The sequence below is a fragment of the Gammaproteobacteria bacterium genome (assembly GCA_014075255.1).
Classification (GTDB): domain Bacteria; phylum Pseudomonadota; class Gammaproteobacteria; order UBA4575; family UBA4575; genus JABDMD01.
Map to the genome: position 1 here is coordinate 124765 of CP046178.1, position 26655 is coordinate 151419.

Annotated in this window: 24 protein-coding genes and 2 pseudogenes; 24 read left to right on the plus strand and 2 right to left on the minus strand. The window is 37.4% G+C overall.

Features of this window, described 5'->3' with window-relative positions; genetic code table 11:
- Positions 1-3 precede the first annotated feature (3 nt).
- The 8 genes from rplO (at position 4) to rplQ (ending at position 4945) form a co-directional block, all read left to right on the plus strand.
- Complete coding sequence (rplO, locus tag GKR92_00700; protein QMU60289.1) at positions 4-438, plus strand: 50S ribosomal protein L15; 435 nt, start codon at positions 4-6, stop codon at positions 436-438.
- The gene (gene secY / locus GKR92_00705) at positions 438-1778 is read left to right on the plus strand and encodes a preprotein translocase subunit SecY (protein ID QMU60290.1); all 1341 of its coding nucleotides are present in this window, start codon (positions 438-440) and stop codon (positions 1776-1778) included. Before rplO ends, secY begins: the two co-directional genes overlap by 1 nt.
- Before the next feature lie 23 nt (positions 1779-1801).
- The gene (gene rpmJ, locus GKR92_00710) at positions 1802-1915 is read left to right on the plus strand and encodes a 50S ribosomal protein L36 (GenBank protein ID QMU60291.1); all 114 of its coding nucleotides are present in this window, start codon (positions 1802-1804) and stop codon (positions 1913-1915) included.
- 136 nt (positions 1916-2051) lie between these two features.
- Positions 2052-2408 (plus strand): 30S ribosomal protein S13, encoded by a 357-nt coding sequence (gene rpsM / locus GKR92_00715; protein ID QMU60292.1) that lies wholly within the window; start codon positions 2052-2054, stop codon positions 2406-2408.
- Between the two features lie 87 nt (positions 2409-2495).
- Positions 2496-2885, plus strand: coding sequence for a 30S ribosomal protein S11 (rpsK, locus tag GKR92_00720; protein QMU60293.1), 390 nt, complete (start codon positions 2496-2498; stop codon positions 2883-2885).
- 11 nt (positions 2886-2896) lie between these two features.
- A complete protein-coding gene (gene rpsD, locus GKR92_00725) occupies positions 2897-3517 on the plus strand; it encodes a 30S ribosomal protein S4 (protein QMU60294.1) in 621 nt (206 codons plus the stop codon).
- A gap of 29 nt (positions 3518-3546) precedes the next feature.
- The gene (gene rpoA / locus GKR92_00730) at positions 3547-4539 is read left to right on the plus strand and encodes a DNA-directed RNA polymerase subunit alpha (GenBank protein ID QMU60295.1); all 993 of its coding nucleotides are present in this window, start codon (positions 3547-3549) and stop codon (positions 4537-4539) included.
- A 37-nt stretch (positions 4540-4576) separates the two neighbouring features.
- Positions 4577-4945 carry a 50S ribosomal protein L17 gene (gene rplQ, locus GKR92_00735; protein ID QMU60296.1) on the plus strand — a complete coding sequence of 123 codons (369 nt, stop codon included), beginning with the start codon at positions 4577-4579 and terminating at the stop codon, positions 4943-4945.
- Between the two features lie 15 nt (positions 4946-4960).
- Here rplQ and GKR92_00740 read toward each other — a convergent pair whose 3' ends face one another.
- Positions 4961-5602, minus strand: a complete 642-nt coding sequence (locus tag GKR92_00740; protein ID QMU60297.1) for an FkbM family methyltransferase — start codon at positions 5600-5602, stop codon at positions 4961-4963.
- Between the two features lie 351 nt (positions 5603-5953).
- Positions 5954-8791, minus strand: coding sequence for an excinuclease ABC subunit UvrA (gene uvrA, locus GKR92_00745; protein ID QMU60298.1), 2838 nt, complete (start codon positions 8789-8791; stop codon positions 5954-5956).
- Between the two features lie 171 nt (positions 8792-8962).
- Here uvrA and GKR92_00750 point away from each other — a divergent pair, with 171 nt between their 5' ends.
- From GKR92_00750 to lnt, 16 genes and pseudogenes are all read left to right on the plus strand, one after another.
- Positions 8963-10144 carry a glycosyltransferase gene (locus GKR92_00750; GenBank protein ID QMU60299.1) on the plus strand — a complete coding sequence of 394 codons (1182 nt, stop codon included), beginning with the start codon at positions 8963-8965 and terminating at the stop codon, positions 10142-10144.
- A gap of 117 nt (positions 10145-10261) precedes the next feature.
- Positions 10262-10705, plus strand: a complete 444-nt coding sequence (ssb, locus tag GKR92_00755) for a single-stranded DNA-binding protein (GenBank protein QMU60300.1) — start codon at positions 10262-10264, stop codon at positions 10703-10705.
- 205 nt (positions 10706-10910) lie between these two features.
- The gene (locus GKR92_00760) at positions 10911-12248 is read left to right on the plus strand and encodes an oligosaccharide flippase family protein (protein ID QMU60301.1); all 1338 of its coding nucleotides are present in this window, start codon (positions 10911-10913) and stop codon (positions 12246-12248) included.
- On the plus strand, positions 12245-13660 hold the full coding sequence (locus GKR92_00765) for a hypothetical protein (protein QMU60302.1): 1416 nt from the start codon (positions 12245-12247) through the stop codon (positions 13658-13660). The genes GKR92_00760 and GKR92_00765 overlap by 4 nt, the downstream gene beginning before the upstream one ends.
- A 157-nt stretch (positions 13661-13817) precedes the next feature.
- A complete protein-coding gene (locus GKR92_00770) occupies positions 13818-15077 on the plus strand; it encodes a glycosyltransferase (GenBank protein ID QMU60303.1) in 1260 nt (419 codons plus the stop codon).
- A gap of 125 nt (positions 15078-15202) precedes the next feature.
- Positions 15203-15868, plus strand: coding sequence for a transferase (locus tag GKR92_00775; protein ID QMU60304.1), 666 nt, complete (start codon positions 15203-15205; stop codon positions 15866-15868).
- A gap of 187 nt (positions 15869-16055) precedes the next feature.
- Positions 16056-17004: pseudogene (locus GKR92_00780) on the plus strand (hypothetical protein).
- 154 nt (positions 17005-17158) lie between these two features.
- On the plus strand, positions 17159-18247 hold the full coding sequence (locus GKR92_00785; GenBank protein ID QMU60305.1) for an aminotransferase class I/II-fold pyridoxal phosphate-dependent enzyme: 1089 nt from the start codon (positions 17159-17161) through the stop codon (positions 18245-18247).
- Between the two features lie 123 nt (positions 18248-18370).
- Positions 18371-19234, plus strand: coding sequence for a glycosyltransferase (locus GKR92_00790; protein ID QMU60306.1), 864 nt, complete (start codon positions 18371-18373; stop codon positions 19232-19234).
- 19 nt (positions 19235-19253) lie between these two features.
- The gene (locus GKR92_00795; protein QMU60307.1) at positions 19254-20009 is read left to right on the plus strand and encodes a WecB/TagA/CpsF family glycosyltransferase; all 756 of its coding nucleotides are present in this window, start codon (positions 19254-19256) and stop codon (positions 20007-20009) included.
- Between the two features lie 43 nt (positions 20010-20052).
- Positions 20053-21462 (plus strand): undecaprenyl-phosphate glucose phosphotransferase, encoded by a 1410-nt coding sequence (locus tag GKR92_00800; protein QMU60308.1) that lies wholly within the window; start codon positions 20053-20055, stop codon positions 21460-21462.
- A gap of 15 nt (positions 21463-21477) precedes the next feature.
- On the plus strand, positions 21478-22809 hold the full coding sequence (miaB, locus tag GKR92_00805) for a tRNA (N6-isopentenyl adenosine(37)-C2)-methylthiotransferase MiaB (GenBank protein ID QMU60309.1): 1332 nt from the start codon (positions 21478-21480) through the stop codon (positions 22807-22809).
- Positions 22810-22822: 13 nt separating this feature from the next.
- Positions 22823-23789: pseudogene (locus GKR92_00810) on the plus strand (AAA family ATPase).
- 14 nt (positions 23790-23803) lie between these two features.
- Positions 23804-24247 (plus strand): rRNA maturation RNase YbeY, encoded by a 444-nt coding sequence (gene ybeY / locus GKR92_00815; GenBank protein QMU60310.1) that lies wholly within the window; start codon positions 23804-23806, stop codon positions 24245-24247.
- A gap of 7 nt (positions 24248-24254) precedes the next feature.
- Positions 24255-25094 carry a CBS domain-containing protein gene (locus GKR92_00820; protein ID QMU60311.1) on the plus strand — a complete coding sequence of 280 codons (840 nt, stop codon included), beginning with the start codon at positions 24255-24257 and terminating at the stop codon, positions 25092-25094.
- A gap of 52 nt (positions 25095-25146) precedes the next feature.
- Positions 25147-26640: an apolipoprotein N-acyltransferase gene (lnt, locus tag GKR92_00825; protein QMU60312.1), complete on the plus strand. Its 1494-nt coding sequence runs from the start codon at positions 25147-25149 to the stop codon at positions 26638-26640.
- The last annotated feature ends 15 nt before the right edge of the window (positions 26641-26655 follow it).

The window sequence follows — 26655 nt, forward strand, 5'->3', positions numbered from 1 at the left end:
GACATGAATTTAAATACATTAAAGCCAGCCGATGGCAGTCGACCAAACCGTAATCGCGTTGGTCGTGGTATAGGTTCGGGTTCTGGTAAAACTTGTGGCCGTGGGCACAAAGGTCAAAAATCACGTAAAGGTGGTTATCACAAGGTTGGTTTTGAAGGTGGTCAAATGCCTTTGCAAAGACGATTACCTAAAATTGGTTTCCGATCACGCAAAGCCAGTTTAACAGCAGAAATACGCTTGCATGAGCTTGAGTTGGTGAGCGAAGAAGTTGTAGATATTGATGCGCTTAAAGATGCGAAGTTAGTGCCTGCTACAACTAAAAAAGTAAAAGTAATTTTATCTGGAAAAATTGAAAAATCGGTGAAAACAAAAGGTTTAACATTCACTGCAGGTGCAAAAAAAGCAGTTGAAGCTGCTGGCGGGGCTATAGAAGCTTAATGTCTCGAGCAGCTGCCAATGTAGGTTCTCTTGCTGGTTTAGGGCAAGTATCAGAATTACGTAAACGTTTGCTATTTGTTTTGTTTGCGATGATTGTGTATCGCATTGGTACTTTTATTCCTGTACCAGGAATTGACCCTGCTTCCATGGCGAGATTTTTTGAACAACAGAGTAGTACTATTCTTGGAATGTTCAACATGTTTTCCGGTGGCGCACTGGAAAGATTAAGTTTATTTGCATTAGGGATTATGCCGTACATTTCTGCATCTATCATTATGCAGTTAATGAGTGCAGTAGTACCTTCTTTAAAAGAGTTAAAGAAAGAAGGTGAAGCTGGGCGTCGAAAAATTACTCAATACACACGTTATGGGACGGTGTTTCTTGCAACATTCCAGGCGATTGGTGTTTCAATTGCGTTGCAAAACCAGCAAGTGGCATTATCACCAGGCATTGGATTTCTATTTACGGCAACCATTACATTAGTTACTGGGACAATGTTTTTGATGTGGTTAGGTGAGCAAATTACGGAACGAGGTATCGGAAACGGTATATCAATTATCATTTTTGCAGGGATCGTTGCAGGTTTGCCTGCTGCAGTTGGTGGGACTTTAGAGCAAGTAAATGAAGGTGCATTCAGTGCAGGATTTGCATTGTTTTTGTTTATGATGGCAGTTCTTGTTACCGCATTTGTAATTTTTGTGGAACGTGCTCAACGCCGCATTACGGTTAACTATGCACGTAGGCAGCAGGGTAGAAAAATGATGGCTGCACAATCTACACATTTACCTTTAAAGCTGAATATGTCTGGTGTAATTCCACCTATTTTTGCATCGAGTATCATATTGTTTCCTTCCACTTTACTGCAGTGGTCTAGTAGTCCAACAGGAAATTTCTCATTTCTGCAAAATATTGCTACTGCGATTTCGCCAGGGCAACCTTTGTATGTGATGTTATATGCACTAGCGATTGTATTTTTCTGTTTCTTTTATACTGCAATCGTATTTGATTCGCGTGAAACAGCGGATAACTTGAAGCGTTCAGGAGCTTTTATACCTGGGATTCGCCCAGGTGAACAGACTGCACGCTATATCGATAATGTATTAACGCGTTTAACTGCTGTTGGTGCAATCTATATTACCTTGGTGTGTTTATTGCCAGAGTTCTTGATTTTAAAATATGGTGTGCCATTTTATTTCGGTGGTACTTCGCTATTAATTATTGTTGTTGTAGTAATGGACTTTATGGCGCAAGTGCAAGCACATCTAATGTCCCATCAATACGAAGGGTTAATGAAGAAAGCTAATCTTAAAGGTTCTGGCCGATCAGGTGCAGGTCGATAAGAGAGTAAGCTAAAGAGGTTATAATGAAAGTACGAGCATCCGTTAAAAAAATGTGTCGCAATTGCAAGGTTATTCGACGTAATCGTGTAGTTAGGGTGATATGCAAAGATCCTCGCCATAAGCAGCGACAAGGCTAAATAGGGTTAAAGAGTAAAGAATATGTATTTTGTTGATTACACTGATAGAATCCGCGCTCCTCAGCATTCGATAAAGCAAGGGGTCGTTTTACATCTATCATTCACATGTTTGTCACCGTTTAAGGGGCTTAAATAAATGGCACGTATTGCTGGCATTAATGTACCGGTGCATAAGCACACCGTGATTGCATTAACCTCAATTTATGGAATTGGACGTACCTCGTCACGTAAAATTTGTGATGCAACCGGTATCGCTCATGACGCTAAGATTAAAGATCTTAGTGAAGATGAAGTAGGTAAGTTACGAACTGAAGTAGCTAAATATCGAGTTGAAGGCGATTTGCGTCGCGAAATTACCGTAAATATTAAAAGATTGATGGACCTAGGTACTTATAGAGGCATTCGTCATCGTCGTGGATTACCACTACGTGGCCAACGCACTCAAACCAATGCGCGTACACGGAAAGGTCCCAGAAGGCCTATTAAAAGATAGACCAATTAAAAGATAAGACCTATAAAACGATAGTAAATTTACGTAACCAAGACTGAAGAATTAACAGATTAAATATGGCAAATATATATGGCTAAGGCACCAACAAGAACTCGTAAAAAAGTTAAACGCGTTGTTACGGACGGCGTTGCACACGTGCATGCGTCTTTTAACAACACCATTGTGACCATTACCGATCGACAAGGTAATGCACTTTCGTGGGCTACATCAGGTGGTTCTGGTTTCCGAGGTTCTCGTAAAAGCACACCTTTTGCTGCACAGGTTGCGGCTGATCGTGCAGGGCAGGCCGCTCTTGAATACGGTCTTAAGAATTTAGAAGTACGCATTAAAGGTCCAGGCCCAGGTCGTGAATCAGCGGTACGTGCTTTACATGCGGTAGGTTATAAAATTACTAATATCAACGACATTACGCCCATTCCTCATAATGGTTGTCGTCCACCAAAACGACGTCGTGTTTAGGGGTTAATGTTATGGCACGTTATTTAGGACCAAAGTGTAAATTAAGTCGCCGTGAAGGCACCGATCTGTTTTTGAAAGGTCGAGCAAGGCCACTTGATTCAAAATGTAAATTAGATAAACAGCCAGGCCAGCATGGAGACAAGCGTGGGCGTCCATCTAACTATGGCGTGCAGCTTCGTGAGAAGCAAAAACTACGTCGTATCTATGGTGTGTTAGAGAAGCAATTTAGAAATTATTATAAGAAAGCATCAGGTATTAAAGGCTCAACGGGTGAGAACCTGCTGACATTACTTGAATGCAGATTAGACAATGTTTTATACCGTATGGGTTTTGGTGTGACACGTGCAGAATGCCGTCAGTTAATCAGCCATAAAGCCATCGAAGTAAACGGTGTAGTTGTGAATATTCCTTCCTATCAAGTTTCAGCTAGCGATGTGGTCACGGTAAGAGAAAAAGCTAAGAAGCAGTTACGTATCCAAGATGCGTTAAATACTGCGGATCAAATTGGTTTGCCAGAATGGGTTGAAGTGGATATTAAGAAAATGCAAGGCACATTTAAATCTGTGCCAGAACGAAGTGATTTGCCACCAGATATCAATGAATCACTCGTAGTAGAATTGTATTCTAAGTAAAAGTTAATAGCGTTAAAGAGGTTTCATCGATGGTCGCAACAAATGAATTACTAAAGCCTAGAGTAGTGGATGTTCAGGTAACGGATGAATGTCACGCAAAAGTTGTACTCGAGCCACTAGAACGCGGATTTGGACATACACTTGGAAATGCTCTGCGAAGAATTTTACTTTCATCTATTCAGGGTTGTGCAGTTGTTGAAGCACAAATAGATGGTGTATTACATGAGTACACTGCTATCGAAGGTGTTCAAGAAGATGTAGTGGATATTTTGCTTAACCTTAAAGGCGTTGCCGCGGTTATGCATAATAAAAATGAAGCCATGCTAACCTTGAACAAAACTGGTCCTGGCGTAGTCACTGCTGGTGATATCGAAGCAGATCATGATGTAGAAATTATCAATAAAGAGCATGTGATCGCACATATAACGGAGCAAGGCTCATTAAGCATGACGCTTAAAATTGCTAAAGGTCGTGGTTATCAGCCTGCAACACAACGCAAAAACGAAGATGAGCGTGCAATTGGCTCGCTTTTAATTGACGCGAGCTTTAGTCCAGTTCGTAAAGTTGCGTATTCTGTTGATACCGCACGAGTTGAACAGCGTACTAATTTAGATAAGCTTATTGTTGATCTAGAAACGAATGGAACCGTAGATCCAGAAGAGACTATTCGTAAGGCGGCTGGAATATTACAACAACAGCTATCTGTATTTGTTGATCTGCAAGGTGATGAGGAAGTTGAGGATGAGAAGAGTGAAACTGAAATTGATCCAATCTTGGTTCGTCCAGTAGATGATCTTGAGCTAACGGTTCGATCAGCAAATTGTTTGAAAGCAGAAAATATTTATTACATTGGTGACTTAATTCAACGCACCGAAGTTGAGTTATTAAAGACGCCTAATTTAGGTAAAAAGTCTTTAACTGAAATCAAAGATGTTCTTGGAACTCATGGCTTGTCTTTGGGAATGCGTCTTGAAAACTGGCCACCAGCAAATTTGCGTGAAGAACATAAAGTTATAATTTAATAGGCCAAGACAGGCCAAGAAGAAATAGGTAAGTATCGTGAGACATCGTAAATCAGGTCGACAACTCAATCGTAATAGCTCGCATCGTAAAGCGATGATGAGCAATATGGCGACCTCATTATTTTCACATGAAGTGATTCGTACAACGTTGCCTAAAGCAAAAGAGTTACGCCGTTTTGCCGAGCCAATCATTACGATTGCAAAAGAAGATAGTGTGGCTAAGAGGCAATTAGTTTTTTCACGTCTACGTGATAAAGCGATTGTGGGTAAATTATTTACCGAACTGGGCCCTAGATACAAAGAACGTCCAGGTGGTTATACGCGAATCCTTAAGTGTGGCTTTCGCACCGGTGATAAAGCCCCTATGGCAATTGTAGAGCTTGTCGATCGACCTGTAGAAGAGTAGTTATTTAATTCTAAATTAATCATACGTAAGACTGGAAAACACAGTGCTATCATTTTTAATAAAGATTAAATCCATTTGCCAAAAGGCATTATCAATAGGACGATGTAATGGGTCTACTAGATCAACACATCTAAATCCAATTTCATTTAAGTACGCACACATCTCATAAAACAATAAGCATTCTGGTGCAATGTTAAAGTTATAGCATTCCATAACTATAACCTCAGTTTGTTCTAGGGTTTTATTAGCACCTTCTAATATTGGCACCTCAAAGCCATGGGTATCAAACTTTAATAAAAAAGGACCTTTGAGGTTTTTTGATTGAACCTCGCTATCTATACTAGTTACATCTACTTCAATATTATGAGATTCGTAAGGCGTATATGAAGCTTGCCCTCCTAGTGGGTCTTCCGCGTTAAAATAAATTTTACCTTTAGATTTTCCTGCAGCAGCCAATATATACTGAAAGTTCTCATGTATTTCGCAAGTTTTGTGTAAAGCTTTTTTGTGAAATTCTTGTGCTTCAATTAGTAAATATTTGCAATTAGGTAAGTGGTTCTTTAGTGATAATGACCATGATCCATTGGAAGCGCCTATATCAATTACAGAATTGATTGTACGATATTTGCTCGAAATATTACGCATTGCAGTTTCCATAGAGCCATTGGATTTCCCACGAGACCTAACGATATCCAATCCGATCGAATTAAATAATTTCTTTACTTTTAATGTAAAAAATCTTTTTAGATGATTTGTATTCACTTTAAGAGGGTGACCTAATAATTAAATGTGGAAAGTTGTTCTGATTATATACGATATTATCTAATTTAGGACTAAAGAATAATAAACGTAAACTATCATTTAACTAGCATATTTATACGCTATGTCTCTAATGTGTTTGCACAATATAGGTAGAGATCGCCGTTAAGAGCAAATCAGCAGCAGAGAATTTTCAATTGAAAACCGGAGATCAAAAAGCAAGTATTCTTTAAGTGTAAAAGTATTTGATTAGGTGGCTTTTTTGATCTTAAGAATGTGCTTCAAATATTGGCCCGTTGATGAATTTTTATTGTTAGCAATTTCTTCCGGTGCACCTTTAGCAACAATAGTGCCGCCACGATGCCCACCTTCAGGGCCAAGATCAATTACCCAGTCTGCTGTTTTGATTACATCTAGATTATGCTCGATGACAATAACTGTGTTTCCTTGATCTCTAAGGCGATGTAGTACTTTTAAAAGTTGTTCCACATCATAAAAATGTAATCCAGTGGTTGGTTCGTCTAAGATGTAAAGTGTGCTGCCAGTACTGCGCTTAGAGAGTTCTCGTGAAAGTTTAACGCGTTGTGCTTCACCGCCTGATAGTGTTGTAGCACTTTGTCCCAGAGTGATATAAGACAGTCCTACATCCATAAGTGTATCAAGTTTGCGCTTTACTAATGGTATGGCGTCAAAGAATTCCACAGCATCTTCGACAGTCATTTGTAAAATTTCATGAATGTTTTTACCTTTGAAACGTATATCAAGTGTTTCGCGGTTATAGCGTTTGCCATGGCATATGTCACAAGGCACATAAACATCTGGTAGGAAATGCATTTCAACTTTAATAACGCCATCTCCTTGGCATGCTTCGCAACGTCCTCCCTTGACATTAAAGCTAAATCTTCCTGGTGAATAACCACGCGAACGTGATTCTTTAGTATTAGAAAATATCTCTCGAATAGGTGTAAATAAACCGGCATAGGTTGCAGGGTTAGAACGTGGAGTGCGTCCGATTGGACTTTGGCTTATATCAATTACTTTATCAATTTGATCTAAACCTTTGATATCACTGCATTCTGCTGGAAGAATGCCAGAGCCATGTAAATGCCTCATACAGTACTTATATAATGTTTCATTAATTAGTGTAGATTTGCCTGATCCCGAAACACCTGAGATTACGGTAAGCAAACCTAGCGGTAATTCAACGGTTACATTTTTTAAATTATTCCCAGAGGCTTTGACTATCTTTATAGCTTTAGACCTCTGAAAAGGGAGTCTAATTTCAGGAAGTGGAATACTCCTCTTGCCTGAAAGATACTGTCCTGTAAGGGAAGCTGAGTTGTTCTCAATTTCAGCGGGTGTGCCCTGAGCAATAATTTTACCACCATGTACACCTGCGCCAGGGCCAATATCTAACACATAGTCTGCACTGCAAATGGCTTCTTCGTCATGCTCAACTACTATTACAGTATTGCCAAGATCTCTGAGATAGTTCAACGTACCGATTAAGCGTTGATTGTCACGTTGGTGCAAGCCTATTGAAGGTTCGTCGAGAATATAGGTGACGCCGACTAAACCCGAACCAATTTGGCTAGCCAATCGTATACGTTGAGCCTCACCGCCAGATAAAGTGTCTGCACTGCGATCAAGTGTTAAATAATCTAATCCTACATTGACTAGAAATTTTAGTCGTTCATTGATTTCGTTTATAACTTTCTCACCTACTTTTTCCAGGTGGCCAGGAAGTTTCAATGAACCAAAAAACGTTAATGCATCCTCTGTAGACCATGAGGTGATAGTGGGAAGGTTGGTTTTTTTAATAAATACACTTCTAGCTTCAGTATTTAAACGCTCACCGTTACAGCTTTGACAAGTTTGAGTAGTGAGATATTTGCTCAGCTCTTCACGAACCGCGCTGGATTCGGTTTCATTAAAACGCCGATCCATATTGGGAATAATGCCTTCGAATGTATGCTTGCGCTTATAGGCTTTGCCATTTTCACCAGTATATTTAAACTGTACTTCTTCCTCTTCACTGCCATACAGAAGAATTTCTTGGGTTTCTTCATCTAGCTCATTATATGCAGACTCGATATCGAATTTATAATGGTCTGCGAGCGATTGAATTAAGTTAAAATAATAAGCATTGCGTCGATCCCAGCCTCGAATCGCTCCTCCAGCAAGACTGATATCTTCATTGACAATCACTAAATCTGGATCAAAAAACTCTTCAATACCTAATCCATCGCAATCGCTGCAAGCACCAACAGGATTGTTGAATGAGAATAACCGCGGTTCGAGCTCATTTAAGCTATAGCCGCATTTTGGACAGGCAAATTTTGCCGAAAATACTAGTTCAGCTTCTTTTGGGTTATCCATAGAGCAAATGATGGCAATATCATCCGCAAGCTTAAGGGCGGTTTCAAAAGATTCCGCTAAGCGCGACTTTAAGTCTTGTTTGATTTTAAATCTGTCTACAACGACTTCAATGTTATGTTTTTTCCGCAGATCTAATTTGGGCGGCGTGTCCAATTCATAAATTTCGCCATCTATACGCGCTCTAATAAATCCCTCTGCCTGTAACTTGCCAAGCAGTTGAACATGCTCGCCTTTTCGGTTCTGTACTACTGGGGCAAGCAACATGTATTTCTTACCCTCTTCGAAGGAGAGAGCTTTATCCACCATTTGACTGATGGTTTGAGCATGTAAATCAATATTGTGGCTAGGACATCTTGGGGTACCTGCTCGTGCATACAGCAAGCGAAGATAGTCGTATATTTCGGTAATTGTGCCTACAGTAGATCTAGGGTTGTGGGAGGTGGCTTTTTGCTCAATGGATATAGAAGGAGATAATCCGTCAATAGAATCTACATCAGGTTTATCCATACGGGCCAAAAATTGACGAGCATAGGCTGATAGCGACTCTACATAGCGTCGCTGTCCCTCAGCAAAAATGGTGTCAAAGGCTAGAGATGACTTACCTGAGCCTGATAAGCCCGTAATGACAATTAGCTTATCTCTGGGGAGGTTAACATCGATGTTTTGTAGGTTATGGGTTCGTGCTCCACGGATACTAATTTCTTTCATATTTTAGGCACATACAAGCAAACAGACTAATATACGGCTTTTTGCTTCTTGAGTACAAAAATCTAGATGCCTATTTACATGGTATTAGATCAATACTATTTTATTCTTAGCCTATACAGCTTGAGAATGCTGCTGTATATAACAATACTAATTCCTATCTTATAAATTTGCATGTCTAGCAATCAGCACTACGTTTTTTTTTCTCGCACTTTGCCCTTCCATGGTATAGGAGGAATGGAAATTGTCGTATGGGACTTGCTTACAGAGATATCAAGAAGTGGCCAGGGTAGAGTTACAGTTGTAACAACCACTATTCCTGATAAGCCAGAAAAGTTTGTTGAGGAGGGTGTGAATGTAGTTGCTATACCGGGTGTAAAGCCACGTCGTTATACAAGAAAGTTTTGGAGGCTTTCAGCAGATTACTTTGATCAAAATTTACGTAAAGATACGACTTGTGTAGTGAGTGTCGCCATGGGCGCGTGTGGTCTTTTGTTTCAACGCGAACAATTTAGTGATGTGCCAATCGTATGGCAGGCACATGGCTCTGTTGTAGGTGAAGTGATTTCAAAACTTCGCACAAGGAACCCTATTCAAATTTTAAAGTGTTTAAGACAAATTAAATACTTTATCCGTGAATATAGGGCATTAAGAAAAGTTGATAAAATTGTAACTGTAGGAAAAATTGTTGAACGTACTTTTAAAAGTAAACCTTATACGCAATATTTAAATGAAGAAAAAATAATACTTATAGAAAATGGAATTGACATACGAAAATTCCATCCTTCATCCACTATTAGAGATGAGTTGCGCAATAAATATAATATATGTCTAGATGGGCCGCTGATTATTTCAGCATCAAGACTTATCCTACAAAAAGGCATAACGCAGGGAATTTTAGGATTTCAAAAATTTTTAGAAAAAGTACCGAATGCGCATCTACTTATAATCGGAGATGGACCAGATAAGAACAAGTTCCAACAACTGGTCGTAAAGTGCTCATTAGATAATAAAGTGACTTTCGCAGGCGCAAAGCCATATTCTCAAATGCCACAATATTTTCAAATGGGAGATATTTTCTTGTTTCCAACATTGAGAGTTGAAGGTGCACCATTGAATATACTTGAAGCACTTGCCACAGGTTTGTCGGTTGTGGCTTCAGAGTATTTGCATGAATCTCAATGTATTTCGCCATATATCTATATAGTAGATGCTAGAAATGCAGAAGAGGTGGCGAGTGGTCTATTTAAAGCCCATCAAGCACTTAATCAAAACGTTGTAGAGTTGTCTAAAAAATATTCAATTCAAGGTGTCACGACGGAGTATGTAAACTTATTTGAGAGCTTAAGTCGCTAAATTCATGTTAACTAAAAGTATTATTATCTAAATATATTATTCAGAATATGGTGAGATTTGCGTTATTTGCCCGTAGAATATGTTCATTATAAAAATCTAAGCACAAGGTGATTCGAGATGGCAAGAGGCGTAAACAAAGTAATATTAGTAGGCAATCTAGGGCAAGATCCAGAAATTAAATACATGCCTAGTGGTCAAGCTGTTTGCAACATCAGTATTGCCACAACAGAGTCTTGGAATGATAAAACTTCGGGCGAAAAAGTCGAAAAAACTGAATGGCATAGAATCGTATTTTTTCGCCGTTTAGCCGAAATTGCTGGTGAGTATCTACGAAAAGGTTCGCAGGTATATGTTGAAGGTCGATTGCAAACCCGTAAGTGGCAAGACCAAGGCGGTAATGATCGCTACACCACTGAAATTGTTGCAAACGAAATGCAAATGTTAGGTGGTAAAGGTGGTGGTGTAGCTTCTATGCCTGAATCTGGCTCTTCGTCTTCTCAGCCAGAACCTGCAACGGCTGGCTCGTCCTCTGATGACTTTGATGATGATATTCCATTTTAAAGATAGAGAAAGAATTGCTTGAATCTAAGTCATGATTTTGCAAGAAAGTATTGACTGTTAAACTATAATTTTCAATTCTATTATTTTATCTAAGAGCTAGTATTTTAGTATAAAAGCCTAATCTTATAAACTGCATGCAATATAGCTTTGCTTTTAGCAAAGCTATTCTTACACATCGTAACTTCCTTAATTCTTTGATATTTGTATGTTATGGAACATGATTGATTCAATTTATCTGACTTTAAAGAAATACATTGAAGGTAGAGAGAATGTCAGGAAAATTTTAGCTAATTCAAGCTGGTTATTCGTTGAAAAAGCAATTCGATTGGTAGTTGGATTGGGTGTGGGTATTCTAGTGGCGCGTTATTTAGGTGTAGAGCAATATGGAATGCTGAGCTATGCAATTGCGATTGTGGCATTATTTTCTTCTATTTCAAGTTTAGGTTTAGATGTAATTGTAGTTAAGGAGTTGGTCGAAAAAGATAGTTTGAGTGATATTGTTGATACAGCATTTGTGCTTAAGCTCAGTGCTGGGTTTGTTGGATATTTTTTTGTTCTCATTTCCATCGTTTTACTGAAAGATTTATATGATCCGACGACTGTCTTGGTGATCATAATTGCTTTAACAATACCATTTAAATCATTTGAAATAATTGATTTATGTTTTCAGGCTGAAATGCTCTCAAAATATTCTGTATTTGTAAGGTCTGCTACGTATTTGATTATGGCTCTTGTCAGGGTTTTTCTAGTAGTAATGCAATCCACGTTAGTTATGTTTGCAATAGTAATGACAATTGAGTCAATCATTGCAACTATAGGGATGTATTGGATATTTAAGAAAAGAGGGAGCAGCAGCTTGGGGTTGAAGAATTTCAACACATCACTTGCGAAAGAGCTATTAATGAACGGATGGCCTATGGCACTATCTGCAATTTTTGTTTTGATAAACATGGAAGTAGATAAGATTATGATTGGAGGGCTGTATGGAAATTTTGAGGTGGGCTACTACGCTATAGCTACGAAACTATCACAAATTTGGTATTTTATACCTATGGTAATTGGAATGTCAGTTTTTCCAACTCTAATATCTAAAAGAAATAGTAGTGTTAAATTGTTCAAATTAAAACTTCAAAAGATTTATAGCTTTCTAACTTTATCGGCAGTTATAATTTCTACGCCGTTTATTTTATTTTCTGACCAAATTGTAATTACACTATTCGGCGACCAATATATGAGTAGTGGGAAAATGCTTGCTATACATATCATGAGTCTCATTTTTATTTTTCATATCTCTATGCGCGCAAGGGTTTTTTTGCTAGAGGGTCTAGTCAAATTTATTGCTATAGATTATGGCATGCTCGTAGCAATAAATATTATACTTAATTTATTATTAATACCATCATACGGTGGAATCGGTGCAGCGATTGCTTCGTTATTGTCGTGGTTTGTAAGTGCAATTTTCTCTCCATTGTTTAATTCAAAAGCATCAGAGTCTGTTCAAATGTTTTTAAAATCATTTACTTTAAACGCGATTACAAAATGACAAAAGAAATTGATTCTGATGAAATCTCATTTGCTAATTTATCTGCAGTAGATGATGTAGGGGATGTTTTTCTCTGGAGAGGCCGATTATTTAGAGGAATTAATTATAGCTATGGAGATAAAATTAAGGCTCTTCTAAGCAGTGATATGGTATCCAAGTTGATTGATTGTGATATGTTTCCTAATTCATGGATTTCAGATAATAAGCTACATGATTATGAGTTGCTTGTAGAGCATGAAAAGATTTTAAATGTAACATACCCGTATGAATGGACTTTCTCTATGCTTAAGGATGCGGCTTTATTGGTGCTTAATATAAATTCGATTACCCAGGAGTTTAATTTTCAAACAAAAGACTGTCATGGCTTTAATGTTGTATTTGATAATTGCATTCCGAAATTTGTTGATTTGGGGAGCTTAGAAAAACTGGATACCGCACGCTCTGGCTGGCTGGCCTATGAAGAGTTTATTCGTTGGTATTACTATCCATTGTATGTATGGAGTACTGGAAATGAATTTATGGCAAGGCGAGCTCAATTAGGTGTAGAACTAATGCCGCATCACTCGTATTTGCAGTATAGATATCCAATATCGAGAGTAGTCAAAAACAATTACGTTAGAAAAGTTGCGGACAATCGATTTATTAGAAACAAGATGGCTTGTGTTTCAGAAAAAAGAATACAAGAAAAAATGCCAAAATATGGGAAAAAGATTTTTTCAGTTTTAAATGCTCTAAGAATACTGCCGAATCATAGACAACAGATCACAAAGCTTAAACAAAAGATAAATAAAATTAATAAGAAGAAATCAAAGACGATATGGTCTAATTATGATGATATTTACTTCAAAGAGCGTGATATTTTAAGAACTAAAAGATTTGAAAGAATATTGGAGTTGGTCAACTCGTATGAAATAGAGTCTATCACAGATCTTGGGTGTAATAGAGGGGCATTTGCTGAGTTATTGTTAGAAAGAACTTGTGTAAATAATGTTGTATGTATTGATAGCGATGAGGTGGCAGTTGATGGAATTTATAACAGAGTCAAAAAAAGCAAAAAGAAAATAACCCCGGTCTTGTCGAACTTTGTGTCGCCTTTTACAACGTATAATGGAGACCCTCCGCACGAAAGATTAAAATCGGATGCGGTAATTTCGTTGGCTGTTACACACCATTTGCTCTTAAGCCAAAAATTTTCTATTAATCGAGTGTTAGAAATAATTCTTTCGTACTCATCAAGTTTGGCGTTTATTGAATTTATGCCATTAGGTTTGTGGGATGGTGTGCGCGGGCAAGAAATACCGTCGTGGTATACTGTAGATTGGTTTAGGGAAGCTCTAAATTTGCAAGCTGAAGTGATTTTAGAAGAAAAATTAGAGGAAAATAGGGTTATATTTGTTGCGAGGAAAAAATGACAAGTGCTATTTTTTAAGTATATGAAAGTACTTGTGCATTTCGCCATTATTAACTTTATGGTAAGAGTGAGGATGTATTGTATTTGAACAATATGCAGTATATCCGAATTATATGGTGAGTAGTTATGAGAATTAAACATTTAGAGTGACTGTATGTATGTTTGAGTATGTGAGGAGCAAGAAGTGTTTGAATATTGGTGTTTTGGCAGATGGATTTATAACATGGGGGGGTGGGGTTGATCTCATAAAATCAATAATTCGGTCATTAGAGTCTATTCAAAATGAGTGCAACATAAGTATTTATCTTTTAGTTCCAAGTGGAGTTGGTTATCAGACTAGGCGTAAGCTTAGTATATTGCGAGCTAGTTTTATTTATTCATCTAAAAATACTAATTTTACAGCTTTGAAAAAAGTAGCCTTTAAAATGTTATCACCAGACCAGACGTGTGGTTTATTTGATAAATCTAAAAATGTTAATTTGGTTGCTTATAAATATTCAAACAAATGTTTATTAGAGACGGCACATAGATTAAATATTGATGTAATAATTCCTTCTATTAAAAACCTTGGAATAAACTTTGATATACCATGGGTCGGATATATTCCCGACTTACAGCATTTGCATTTAAAGGATAATTTCACAGATAAAGAGCGAGACAGTAGAGATCAAGTATTTCAAGATATGCTATTCAGTGCCAACGTGGTTGTCGTGAATTCTCAGTTTGTTAAAGAAGACCTAGAAAGAAATTATGAAACTGACGCTGTTGAGATAATTGCATTGCCATTTTCCCCAAATCCAGAGAGTGTGTGGTTAGAATGTGGATCAGAGGTGAGTGAGTCATGGGCGTGTAATGGTAATAAATATTTTATAATATCAAATCAATTTTGGATGCATAAGTCGCATATTACAGCATTCAAGTCGTTGAATTTACTGTTGCAAGAAGGGAGTAGGAATATTCATATTGTTTGCACGGGTAGTCCGGATGAGTATAGGGATGCTGGATATTATGATTCTGTACAAAGAGAAGTACGTAATATGGGAATGAGTAAAAATATTCATTTTTTAGGACATCTAGATAAATTAGAGCAGATTGGTTTTATCAAGAGAAGTGTTGCGCTAATACAACCAACATTGTTTGAAGGAGGCCCAGGTGGCGGAAGTGTTTATGATGCGTTGTCTATTGGAGCTTATGTAATTGTTTCAGACATAACAGTAAACATGGAGATAGAGGGGGAGCGAGTTATCTTTTTTAAGTCGAATTCTTCTGAGGATTTAGCGAATAAGATGCGCGATCTTCTTGAAAAAGAAACAGTAGTAGTTGATAAACAAAAATTAATACATGATGGATATCAGCAAGCAGAAAAATTAGGGAAAAAAGTGATGAGGGCAGCTTATCAGGCACTAAAATATCAATAAAGTGCGAATAAGTAGTATATGAGTTGGTCTGGGTGACAGCTTTTGTTAAATTATTGAGTCAAATAGTTTAACGCTGGCACATTACTTTGTAATCTTTAATTTATACATTTGGAGATGCTTGAATAATGAATAACATATTAATTATAGGCGGCGGCGGGCATTCTTCTGCAGTTATTGACGCATTGAAATTAAATCCTGAAGTAAATATTGTTGGATATGTTGAAAAAAATGGAGACTTGGAAAGGCCGCCAATTTTAGGTGTTCCTTTTCTGGGCATAGACACGGATCTTAAGTCAATCATAAAAAGTAAGAATATTGATAGTATTAGTGTCGCAGTGGGCGACAACTATACTCGATCAGTATTGGTTAATTACATATACCAGAGCGTTTCAAATATAAAATTTATAACTGTCATTCATCCAGATGCGGTGATAGCTAGTGGCGCTAGAATAGGGCATGGGACTGTAGTAATGGCAGGTTGTGTGTTAAACCCAAATTGCAATATTGGAGAATTTTGTATAGTTAATACAAATAGTTCGATAGATCATGATTCAGTCGTTGGTAATTTCTCAAGTTTGGCGCCTAATTCAGTTGCAGGTGGGTGTACATCTATAGGCGATTGCACAGCTGTCGGTATTGGCGCAACAATTTCTAATAATATCAAGATTGGCAGCAATTCAGTAATAGGGGCGTCATCGCTAGTGCTATCAGATGTTGGTGACAATATGGTTGTATACGGTTCTCCAGCAAAATTTATAAGAACTCGGGAGCTACAAGAAGTATATTTATAGATTATTTCCGGATGCCATTATGATTATATAGTGCTCATCGTAAATATAGTAAATAGTAAGCTAAACGAGCATAACTTGTTAGTGTGTGTGACATTTAATTATGTTCTTTTGGTATAAGTCGAGCATTATCTATTTAATAAATTATAATACTAGTGCATGTAAAAAGTTCTTTTATTAAGTTGGAAAAATGAGCAAAGATATTTTAAAAAAAGTACTACGTGCAGTTCGCAGTGTATTTTTGAATTCTGCTGAATTGACGAATCTTGAAGGAAGGTTGGAGGAGATGCAGACTGCGATTGGTAGGATTGAGCTGAGGCAAATCAAGATGATGAAGTCCAACGAAATAGAAAATGCGGAATTCAAAGTATTTTCGCAATGGGGTGAAGATGGGATAATTCAGTATCTACTAGATTATGTTCCAATAAAAAATAAGGTGTTCATCGAAATTGGTGTGCAGGACTATTAAAGAATCAAATACTCGTTTTTTGTTAAAAAATAACAATTGGGAAGGTGTCTTGATTGATGCTTCGAAGGAAGATATTCAGTCGATTAAAGATGATGCGACCTATTGGAAATACTCAATTAATGCAATTCATTCCTTTATATCTCGTGAGAATATAAATGAAGTGATTGAAGCTACAGATGTCCCTTTTAATATTGGTCTATTATCAATCGATATAGACGGTAACGATTACTGGGTATGGGATGCTATAGAATGCATATCACCAGTCATTGTGATTTGTGAATATAACAATCTATTTGGCCCAGATTTAAAGGTTACTGTGCCATATAAATCAGATTTTGAGCGATCTAACGCACATTACTCGAATCTCTATTATGGTGCATCAATTTCAGCATTGCAGTTGTTGGCTGAAAACAAAGGTTATATTTTGGTAGGTTCTAATTCAGTTGGCACAAATTTATTCTTTGTAAGAAACGATATGTCAAAATTTATTAATTCAAAAACTGTTTCTGATACTTATGTAAAGTGCAATGTAAGGGAATCAAGATCTAAGAGCGGTAAGTTGACGTTTCTAAGTAAGAAAGAGGCGCTTAAAGAAATCAATGAATGTGCATTGCATGATTTTGAAACGGGGAAGACAAGAAGGGTGGAAAATCTTTTTGTTGAAAATTAATAATCTTGTTTTCAAATGTTTTTTTAAATCTGTGTATAGATAATTTACCTTAAATTGTTAAATCAAATGTGAGCACCTGGACTGTATTCTAAGCTGCTGGTTTGTTTATTTATGAAGACTATATCTAAAAGCTCTTTCAGCCACGAAAAATAAAATGAATAAAATACCACTTTACAAGCCATATTTATCTGATCTAGAAAGAGGTTATCTATTGGAGGCATTCGATTCTACGTGGATTTCATCTAAGGGGAAGTTTGTAAATAGGTTTGAAGAGAGTTTTTCAAAATTTGTTGGTGTTTCTAATTGCACGACAGTATGTAATGGGACAACTGCGTTACATCTGGCTTTATTAGCATTGGGAATTGGCAGAGGGGATGAGGTAATTGTACCTACACTTACGTATATTGCTTCAGTTAATGCAATTATCTATGTTGGTGCGACACCTGTGTTTGTGGATTCTGAAGATGATACATGGCAAATGAGTGTCGCAGATGTCGAGAGAAAAGTTAATGACAATACTAAAGCTATTATGTCGGTGCACTTGTATGGACATCCGTGTGATATAGGTAGTATTAAAAATATATGTACAAAAAATAATATCTATTTAATAGAGGATTGTGCAGAAGCACTTGGCGCATATTACCACAGTGAGCATGTAGGAAGACAGGCCGATGTATCTTGTTATAGTTTTTTTGGCAATAAAACAATTACAACTGGAGAAGGAGGTATGCTTGTTGCGCAAAATATAGATATTTTTGATCGAGCTGTGCAGTTTAAAACTCAAGGGGTTCGTATGGAGGGGGACTATTGGCATGATGTTGTTGGATACAACTATCGGATGACAAATCTATGCGCGGCAATTGGTTTGGCGCAATTAGAGAGGATAAGTGAGATATGTGAGAAAAAGAGATTGCTTGCTAGTTGGTATAAAAAAGGTTTGGATGCGCAAAAAGTTGTGGTTCAAAGAGAGTCAAAAAATATTATTCATTCTTACTGGTTGGTAACCGTGCTAGTTAATGATGCTAGAAAAGTTGAAAAATTAAGAAACCATCTTGCAGATAATGAGGTTGAGACTCGGCCTGTATTTAGGCCTATTCATTTAATGCCGATGTACTTAAGCAAAGAAGGAAATTACCCTATTGCTGAAAGGATAAGTGCACAAGGTGTTAGCCTGCCTAGTTGGCCTGGTTTGAGTTTTGAGCAGATCACCTATATATGTAATTTAATTAATAAGTTTTTGTAATTATTTTCTAGTGATAATGAGAAGTTGATTGAAGTAATGAAATTGATGAAAATTCTGTTATTAAAAAAAATTCTTTATATATAGCAAAATATAAATACCTATAGACTATATGTCCGCGAAAATATGATAATAAACAGTGCAGATGCTGATTCCCCTAAAATTTCAATAATTACAGTTGTATATAATGGCGAGCGATATATTGAGGAGACGATAAGGAGTGTAGTCGCACAATCATATAACAACTATGAATACATCATTATAGATGGTAGTTCTACAGATAAAACACTTGAGATAATTAATAAATTTGAAAGCTCAATAAATTGTTTGGTAAGTGAGCCTGATGATGGTATGTATGATGCCTTGTTTAAAGGATTTGCGTTAGCTCATGGTGAGATACTTTGTTGGATTAATGCTGATGATAAACTTATGCCATGGGCTTTAGAAGTGGTAGCAAATGAGTTTAAATCTAAAAATGTAAGTTGGGTGACTGGTATACCGGGATTTTGGGGTGAGCATGGGGAATTAAGTTTTGTGGGTAAAATTCGTTGGTACCCCAGATATCTAATCAAAAGAGGTTTTTTTCATCACTTGGCGTTAGGTTGTATACAACAAGAAAGTACTTTTTTTTCCAAAGAATTATATCAATCATTGGGTAAGCAAGAATTAAATCAAATTTCATCCTTTAAGAGTGCTGGCGACTACTACCTATGGCGTTGTTTCGCAAAACATTCGTCACTGAAAACCATTCCTACTGTTATCTCCGGGTTTAGGATGCACCAAGATAACAAGTCAAATGATCTTCGTAGTTACTTAAATGAAGCTGGCATAAAAAACTTTTATTTTTTACGATTAATGGCATGGCTTCCAATTCGACTGGTTCATGTTTTTGCATCATTTTTATATTCTTCATATTTGTATTATGGGAAAAGAAAAGTGCATGGGTTAGTTCATTATTATTCTAAAAAAGTTAGCAAGAAAGTTGGATAATATTATTTAGCTAAGTTATATGGAACAGAATCTCAGTAAATATGTAATGGGTGTTCGAATTGATTGTATAAATATCGAAGAGGTTGTTCGAAAGGTGGTTCAATTAGTTAAAAATTCAAAATATGGATATGTTTGTGCTGCAAATGTTCATATGCTAATGGAGGCGCAGGATTCTAGAGATTTTAAAAATATAGTTAATACTGCAGCAATTATTTGTCCTGATGGGATGCCGATTGTTTGGGTCCTTAGGAAGCTGGGTATCTATACGCAACAGAGAATTACAGGCTACGATATTACAATAAATATTATTAGAGAAGCAGCAAATAGTGGGATGCGAATCGGGTTTTTAGGTGGTGAGCCAAAGGTTTTAATAGAAGCTGTTGAAAATTTAAAAATGAATAATGAGAATTTGAAGATACCATACACATACTCCCCTCCATTTAGAGATCAGTCACAGCAAGAGACTGAATCTCTAGTGACAGGTATAAATGATTCAGGTGTTGAGGTGTTGTTTGTTGCACTTGGTTGCCCGAAGCAAGAAAAATGGATGCATGATAATGCTAAAGAAGTTCGTGCTGTGATGGTAGGTGTTGGAGCTGTAATTGAGTTCCTGGCTGGCACCAAAAAAAGAGCTCCTAATTGGCTGCAAAAATTAGGGTTAGAGTGGGCATATCGTTTAATGCAAGAGCCTCGAAGGCTGTTTAGCCGCTATGTAATACTAAATTCTCGATTTATAGCTATGGTGATAAGGCAAAAATTATCAGGCGATTTTTGAGTATAATGATGTTTTATATTCGTAATTAATATTCTGCTTAGAAATCATTATGCGTAGAGGGTTGTTGAATAGACATTCTGATGTAATTAATTTAATTCATCGGTCGTTAGACTGGTTGGTGATTATAACTTGTGGTTTGATTGTATTTGCAATCTATCCTGGTCAGTGGCCTCTATCAAAATTTTATATTTCGGCTCTAGCTGTTGCAGCCATTTTGGTCTATACAATATTCCCATATTTTTCTTTGTACCAAGCATGGAGAGGCGCATCATTATTTGAGGAAATAAGGACACTTAGTTTTGCATGGTTGGTTGTAGTTCTATTAATGCTTGGTATTTCAGTTCTCACTAAGTCAAGTGAAGAGTATTCGCGCATATGGTTGGTTGGTTGGTCTGTTTCGACATGGATTGTTTTAATCATCTCTCGCGTAATTGCAAGAAACGCTTTAGGTTGGATGCGTGAAAAAGGTTTAAATATTCGCAATATAGTTTTAGTTGGCAATAATAAATTGTCTGAAGAAATCGCAGCTAAATTTAAAAAAGAAATATGGGCGGGATTTAACTTAAAGGGTGTGTTTATAAAAGATTTTGATCCTGAGGATACTGTTGTTGGACATCCAGTGTTAGGTGGAATCAAGAATATGGCTCAATATGTTGAAGAAAATAATATTGACCAGGTCTGGATAGTTATGCCATTAAAAGAAGAAGAAGCAGTAATGCGCATTCTCAATGAATTGAGACTGAGTACAGTAGATATTAGATATGTTCCGGATATTTTTGGATTAAATCTTTTTAATCACTCCATTACAGAAGTGATTGGATATCCGGTTATAAATTTGTCGGTCTCTCCGATGGTTGGAATGAATAAGTTTGTTAAAGTAATCGAAGATGGAATTTTAGCACTTATTATATTTATTGTTTTTTTTCCAATAATGCTAATAATCGGAATACTTGTGAAAGTAACTTCAAAGGGTCCAATGTTGTTCAAGCAGAAACGCCATGGTTGGGATGGGCGTGTCATTAATGTATATAAGTTTAGGACTATGCATCTTCATGCTGAAAATGGTGGCATTGTTACACAAGCAATGTCTGATGATCATCGAGTAACAAGACTTGGCAAGTTTCTGCGTCGAACCAGTATGGATGAATTGCCTCAAGTATATAATGTACTGCAAGGTAGAATGTCGCTGGTTGGACCACGACCTCATGCTATTGAGCATAATTTGGATTACAGAGAAAAAATTGATCAATATATGCTCCGCCATAAGGTTAAGCCTGGTATTACGGGATGGGCTCAGGTTAATGGTTATCGTGGTGAAACGAATACTATAGACAAAATGAAAAAACGGGTTGAATACGATATATACTACATTGAAAATTGGTCGCTATGGCTAGATCTGAAGATTCTTTTTCTTACAATTTTTAAGGGATTTACGCATAAGAATGCCTATTAAATGGATTAGCTAAGAATGCAAAAAGTTTATATCAAAACACAAGGCTGCCAGATGAATGAGTATGATTCAGAAAAAATGCTGGATGTGCTTAATTATGAGTGTGGTATGGAGACTACTCAGGATCCGTCTGAAGCTGATGTGTTATTACTTAATACTTGTTCTATACGTGAGAAGGCCCAAGAGAAAGTGTTTTCACAGTTAGGCCAATGGCGTAAATTAAAAGAGAGTAACCCTAACTTATTAATAGGCGTAGGTGGTTGTGTTGCGAGTCAAGAAGGCGAGGCATTAGCAAAACGATCTCAACAGGTGGACGTTGTATTTGGTCCTCAGACCATTCATAGATTACCAGAGTTATTTAATCAGGCAAAAGCTAGTAAGAAAGCGATTGTTGATATTTCATTTCCTGAAATTGAAAAATTTGATTGTTTACCTAAACCAAGAGCGGATGGCCCAACTGCTTTTGTGTCGATCATGGAAGGCTGTAGTAAATATTGTACGTATTGTGTTGTGCCTTACACAAGAGGGGAGGAGTTTAGCCGTCCTCTTGTAGATGTCATGAAAGAAATAGAAGAATTGGCTCGTCAAGGAGTGCGAGAAATTACTCTGTTAGGTCAAAACGTAAATGGTTATCGAGGCTTAGACGAAAATAACGATATTGTAGATTTTTCATTGCTTATCTATTTTGTAAGTAAAGTGGAGGGAGTGGAAAGGATTCGATATACCAGTTCACACCCAATTGAATTTTCAGACAATCTTATTGATGCCTATAGGGATGTACCAGAGTTGGTAAATCATGTGCATTTACCCGTGCAAAGTGGTTCGGATCGTGTGTTAGCGGCAATGAAGCGCGGGCACACTGCATTAGAGTTCAAATCAATAATTAAAAAGTTACGTAAACAGCGACCTGATGTCAGTATCTCGTCTGATTTTATTATCGGTTTCCCTGGCGAAACCGATGAAGAATTTGAGGATACTATGAAATTTGTTGAAGAAATAGGTTTTGATCAGTCATATAGTTTTATATACAGCCGTCGGCCAGGAACTCCTGCGGCTTCACTAGAAGATGATGTTTCTCTTGAGCTTAAGAAAGAAAGATTGCACCGATTTCAGCAACTAGTGAATAGTATGGCTGCAAAATACTCGAAGGCTATGCTTGGAACTGAGCAGGTGGTTTTGGTTGAAGGTTTATCTAAAAAATCAGATCAAGAATTCTCTGGTCGAACAGAAAATAATCGCGTGGTGAACTTTAAAGCACCAGATGAAGTTATTGGTAAATTTGTTCGTCTTAATATTACTGATATTTTCTCAAATTCTCTGCGTGGCAGCTATCTTGAAACCTTGCAATAAGGATGCGTAGTACTTGTCTGCTGAAATCTATTCGATAGATATCGTGCTCGAGCCTGTCGATAATCCACGACTTGCAAACCTTTGCGGGCCGCTAAACGAGCATCTTGATCAGCTTGAAAGCAGACTTGGTGTGGAAATTAACAACCGAGGTAATGCTTTCTCTATTCGTGGCGATGCTAAATCGAGTAATGCTGCTGCGGAAGTACTTAAAGAGTTGTACGATTCAACCAAAAAAAGCACTCTTTCTTCGTCAGATGTACACCTATATTTACAAGAGTCGGAGTTAGCAAACATAGCTGAACAAAGCCAAAGTAATAATCGTGCAGCGGTGCATACCAAGCGTAGTGTCATTAAGGCGAGAGGCGATAATCAAGAAAGATATATCCGTGCTATAGAAGAGCGAGATTTGGTATTTGGTGTTGGTCCTGCGGGTACAGGTAAAACTTATTTGGCAGTGGCTTGTGCAGTTGAAGCTTTAGAAAGAGATAATATTCGTAAGCTTGTATTAGTGCGGCCAGCGGTAGAGGCCGGTGAGCGTTTAGGTTTTTTTGCCTGGTGATTTGGCGCAAAAAATAGATCCATATCTTAGACCTATGTATGACGCGCTTTATGAAATGATGGGCTTTGAAAAAGTAAGTAAACTGGTCGAAAGAAATGTGATTGAAATTGCGCCTTTAGCCTACATGCGAGGACGAACTTTGAACGATGCTTTTATTATTTTAGATGAAGCGCAAAATACTACTGTAGAGCAAATGAAAATGTTTCTTACACGTATAGGTTTTGGTTCAAAAGCGATTGTAACTGGAGATGTGACTCAGATTGATTTACCAAATACTAAGGAATCTGGCCTTAAGCATGTAATACGTATTTTACATGATACGGAAGGAATCTCTTTTTGTAACTTTCAGGCGCGAGATGTTGTAAGGCATCCTTTAGTTAAAAAAATTATTCGAGCTTATGCTAAGCATACGAAAGCGTAGACAACAATAAAACGATGACCATCCATTTAGATGTGCAAGTTGTTTCGCAAGAAACAGGCATACCTGATGTAACTGACTTTGAGTATTGGGCAAATACAGTGCCTACAAATATTGAGACAAATGTTTGCCTTCGTATTGTGGATGAATCAGAAGCTAAAGCGCTTAATAATCAATATCGCCATATCGATAAAGCAACCAACGTGCTGTCATTCCCAGCAGAAATACCCTCACAAGTAGAGATGAACTTTCTTGGTGATATCGTAATATGTGCACCAGTAGTGGATGATGAGGTACAGCAGCAAGGAAAGCAGTTGAGTGCGCATTGGGCGCATTTATTAGTGCATGGAATATTGCATTTACAAGGCTATGATCATGAGGATGAGCAGGCTGCGGATGAGATGGAATCCTTAGAAATTGAGATACTGCAAAAATTAAATATCCCAGACCCATATCAATAAGTAAAACATGATGAGTAATAGTGATAACAATACGATGCGACCAAGTCTGCTTGCGTCTGTAAAGCTACTTCTGAGCGGAACTCCACAGAGTCGTGAGCACATCATTCAGTTGTTGCGCAATGCTGAAATTAAAAATGTATTAAATAAAGATACACTTGAAATGATAGAAGGTGCATTTCAAGTTTCAAAAATTCAAGTTAAAAATATTATGATTCCACGGTCACATATGGTGGTGGTTCGTGAAGATGCAACATTGCAAGATATGCTTCCAATTATTATTGATTCAGCGCACTCAAGATTTCCTGTTGTGGGAGATAGTCGTGATGAGGTTTTGGGGATTGTACTTGCTAAAGACTTGCTGCGGTTTTTTATTGATGGGAAACAAGAAGAGTTTAGTTTGGATGATGTGCTTAGGCCGGCGGTAATCGTGCCAGAATCAAAACGTGTAAACACCTTGTTAAGCGAATTTAAGGACGGCCGTAATCATATGGCCATTGTTGTAGATGAATACAGCAGCATTTCAGGACTGGTTACCATTGAGGATGTGCTGGAACAAATTGTTGGTGAAATTACTGATGAGCATGACATTGAAGAAGGACGCTATATATTTGAGCATTCCAAAGGCCACTACGGTATAAAAGCTTTGACACCAATAGAGGACTTTAATGAGTTTTTTTCAACTGCATACAGTGATAATGACTTTGAAACATTTGGTGGGTTGGTGCTGAGTAAATTTGGTCATTTGCCTAAAAAAGGTGAAAAAATAGAGTTTGATAAATTTGAGATTGAAGTGTTACGTGCAGACAGGCGAAGGTTACATTTACTAAACGTTTCTCATCGTACTTGAGCGATTATTTTAATAAGCTTATTTAAATAAAAGCCACTAAGATTAAGTATAAATGTCAGTATTGGGTCTGAAAGCTTTACTTGTTTCTATAGCGGGTGCGATTCTTGTATTTGCCTATGCGCCATTTTCTATTGGGTGGCTTACGTTTGTTTGTCCTGTAGTTTTGTATGTGGCGATCGCGCGCCAATCTGCTGGCATTGCTGCGACATTTGGTTTTATCTTTGGGTTGTTCTTTTTTGGTTTTGGTGTGCCATGGACTTTTAATAGTATTCATGAGTTTGGTCATGCGCCATTAGTACTTAGTGCGTTTCTTGCTGGATTGATGGTAATTGTCCTAGCCTTATTTCCAGCAGGTGCTGCAGGTTTAACGGTTTACCTGAATTCAAAAAAACATTTTAGCTTTTCTACAGTTGTGACTTTTGCGTGCTTATGGGTAGGCTTTGAGTGGATACGTAGCTGGATATTTACCGGATTTCCATGGCTGTTGATAGGGCATGTGCATCATTCGGGACCATTGCAAGGTATATTGCCTGTATTTGGAACGTATGGCGCAAGTTGGCTAAGTGTTTTATTTGGATGCTTAGTCGCTGTAATTCTATTTGCTAAGTTTAAACAAAAGATACTTTCTGCATTATCTATAATAGTAATCGCAATATCGTTATATTTTGTAAATCAAATAGCATGGACGCACGCAGATGATGAAAAGTTAGATGTAGTGTTAGTGCAAGGAAATATTTCCCAAGAGATGAAATGGGATCAAAGTAAGCACACTTATATTATGGAAAAGTATTTGCAAATGAGTAAAAAACATTTCGATGCCGATATTATCATTTGGCCAGAAACCGCGATTCCAACATATTATTCAATGGTAAAAGATTCTTTTATTCAAAAAGTGGGCAAAACTGCTGATCAAAATAATATAGATTACTTGATCGGAGTGTTTACTTTCGACCCCGCAAATGGGCATGTATACAATAGCGTAATGACGCTGGGGAGCGAACTTAGTTTTTATCGCAAGCAGCGCTTAGTTCCTTTCGGAGAATATTTACCTTTTCGCGGCGTGTTGACTTTTTTAGAGCGTTATATTGATATTCCGATGGCAGATATTTCGAGTGGTGAGGGCAGGCCTTTGGTACGATTAAAAGGTTATCCGGTGGGCAGCTCTATTTGCTATGAGGCGGTATACGGAAATCAAGTGATTGAGGCGATGCCGGAAGCTAAATTTCTAGTTAATGTGAGTAATGATGCCTGGTTTGGAGATTCACTAGCGCCGCACCAACATTTGGAAATAACACGCTCAAGAGCGGTGGAGACGGGTAGATATTTATTACGTGCGACTAATACAGGGATATCTGCAGTGATTAATCCGAACGGTATTATTGTTAATAAATCAGTACAATTTCAAGATGATGTGATAAGAGCAACCATTAGTCCTTATAGCGGCGTCACGCCCTATGCTCGTTGGGGAAATTGGGGCATTGTAAGTATCGTATTTAGCTGTCTAGCGGGTCTTGGTATTTTAAGATGGTTAACTAGAACACATTAAATTTATAAAAATATT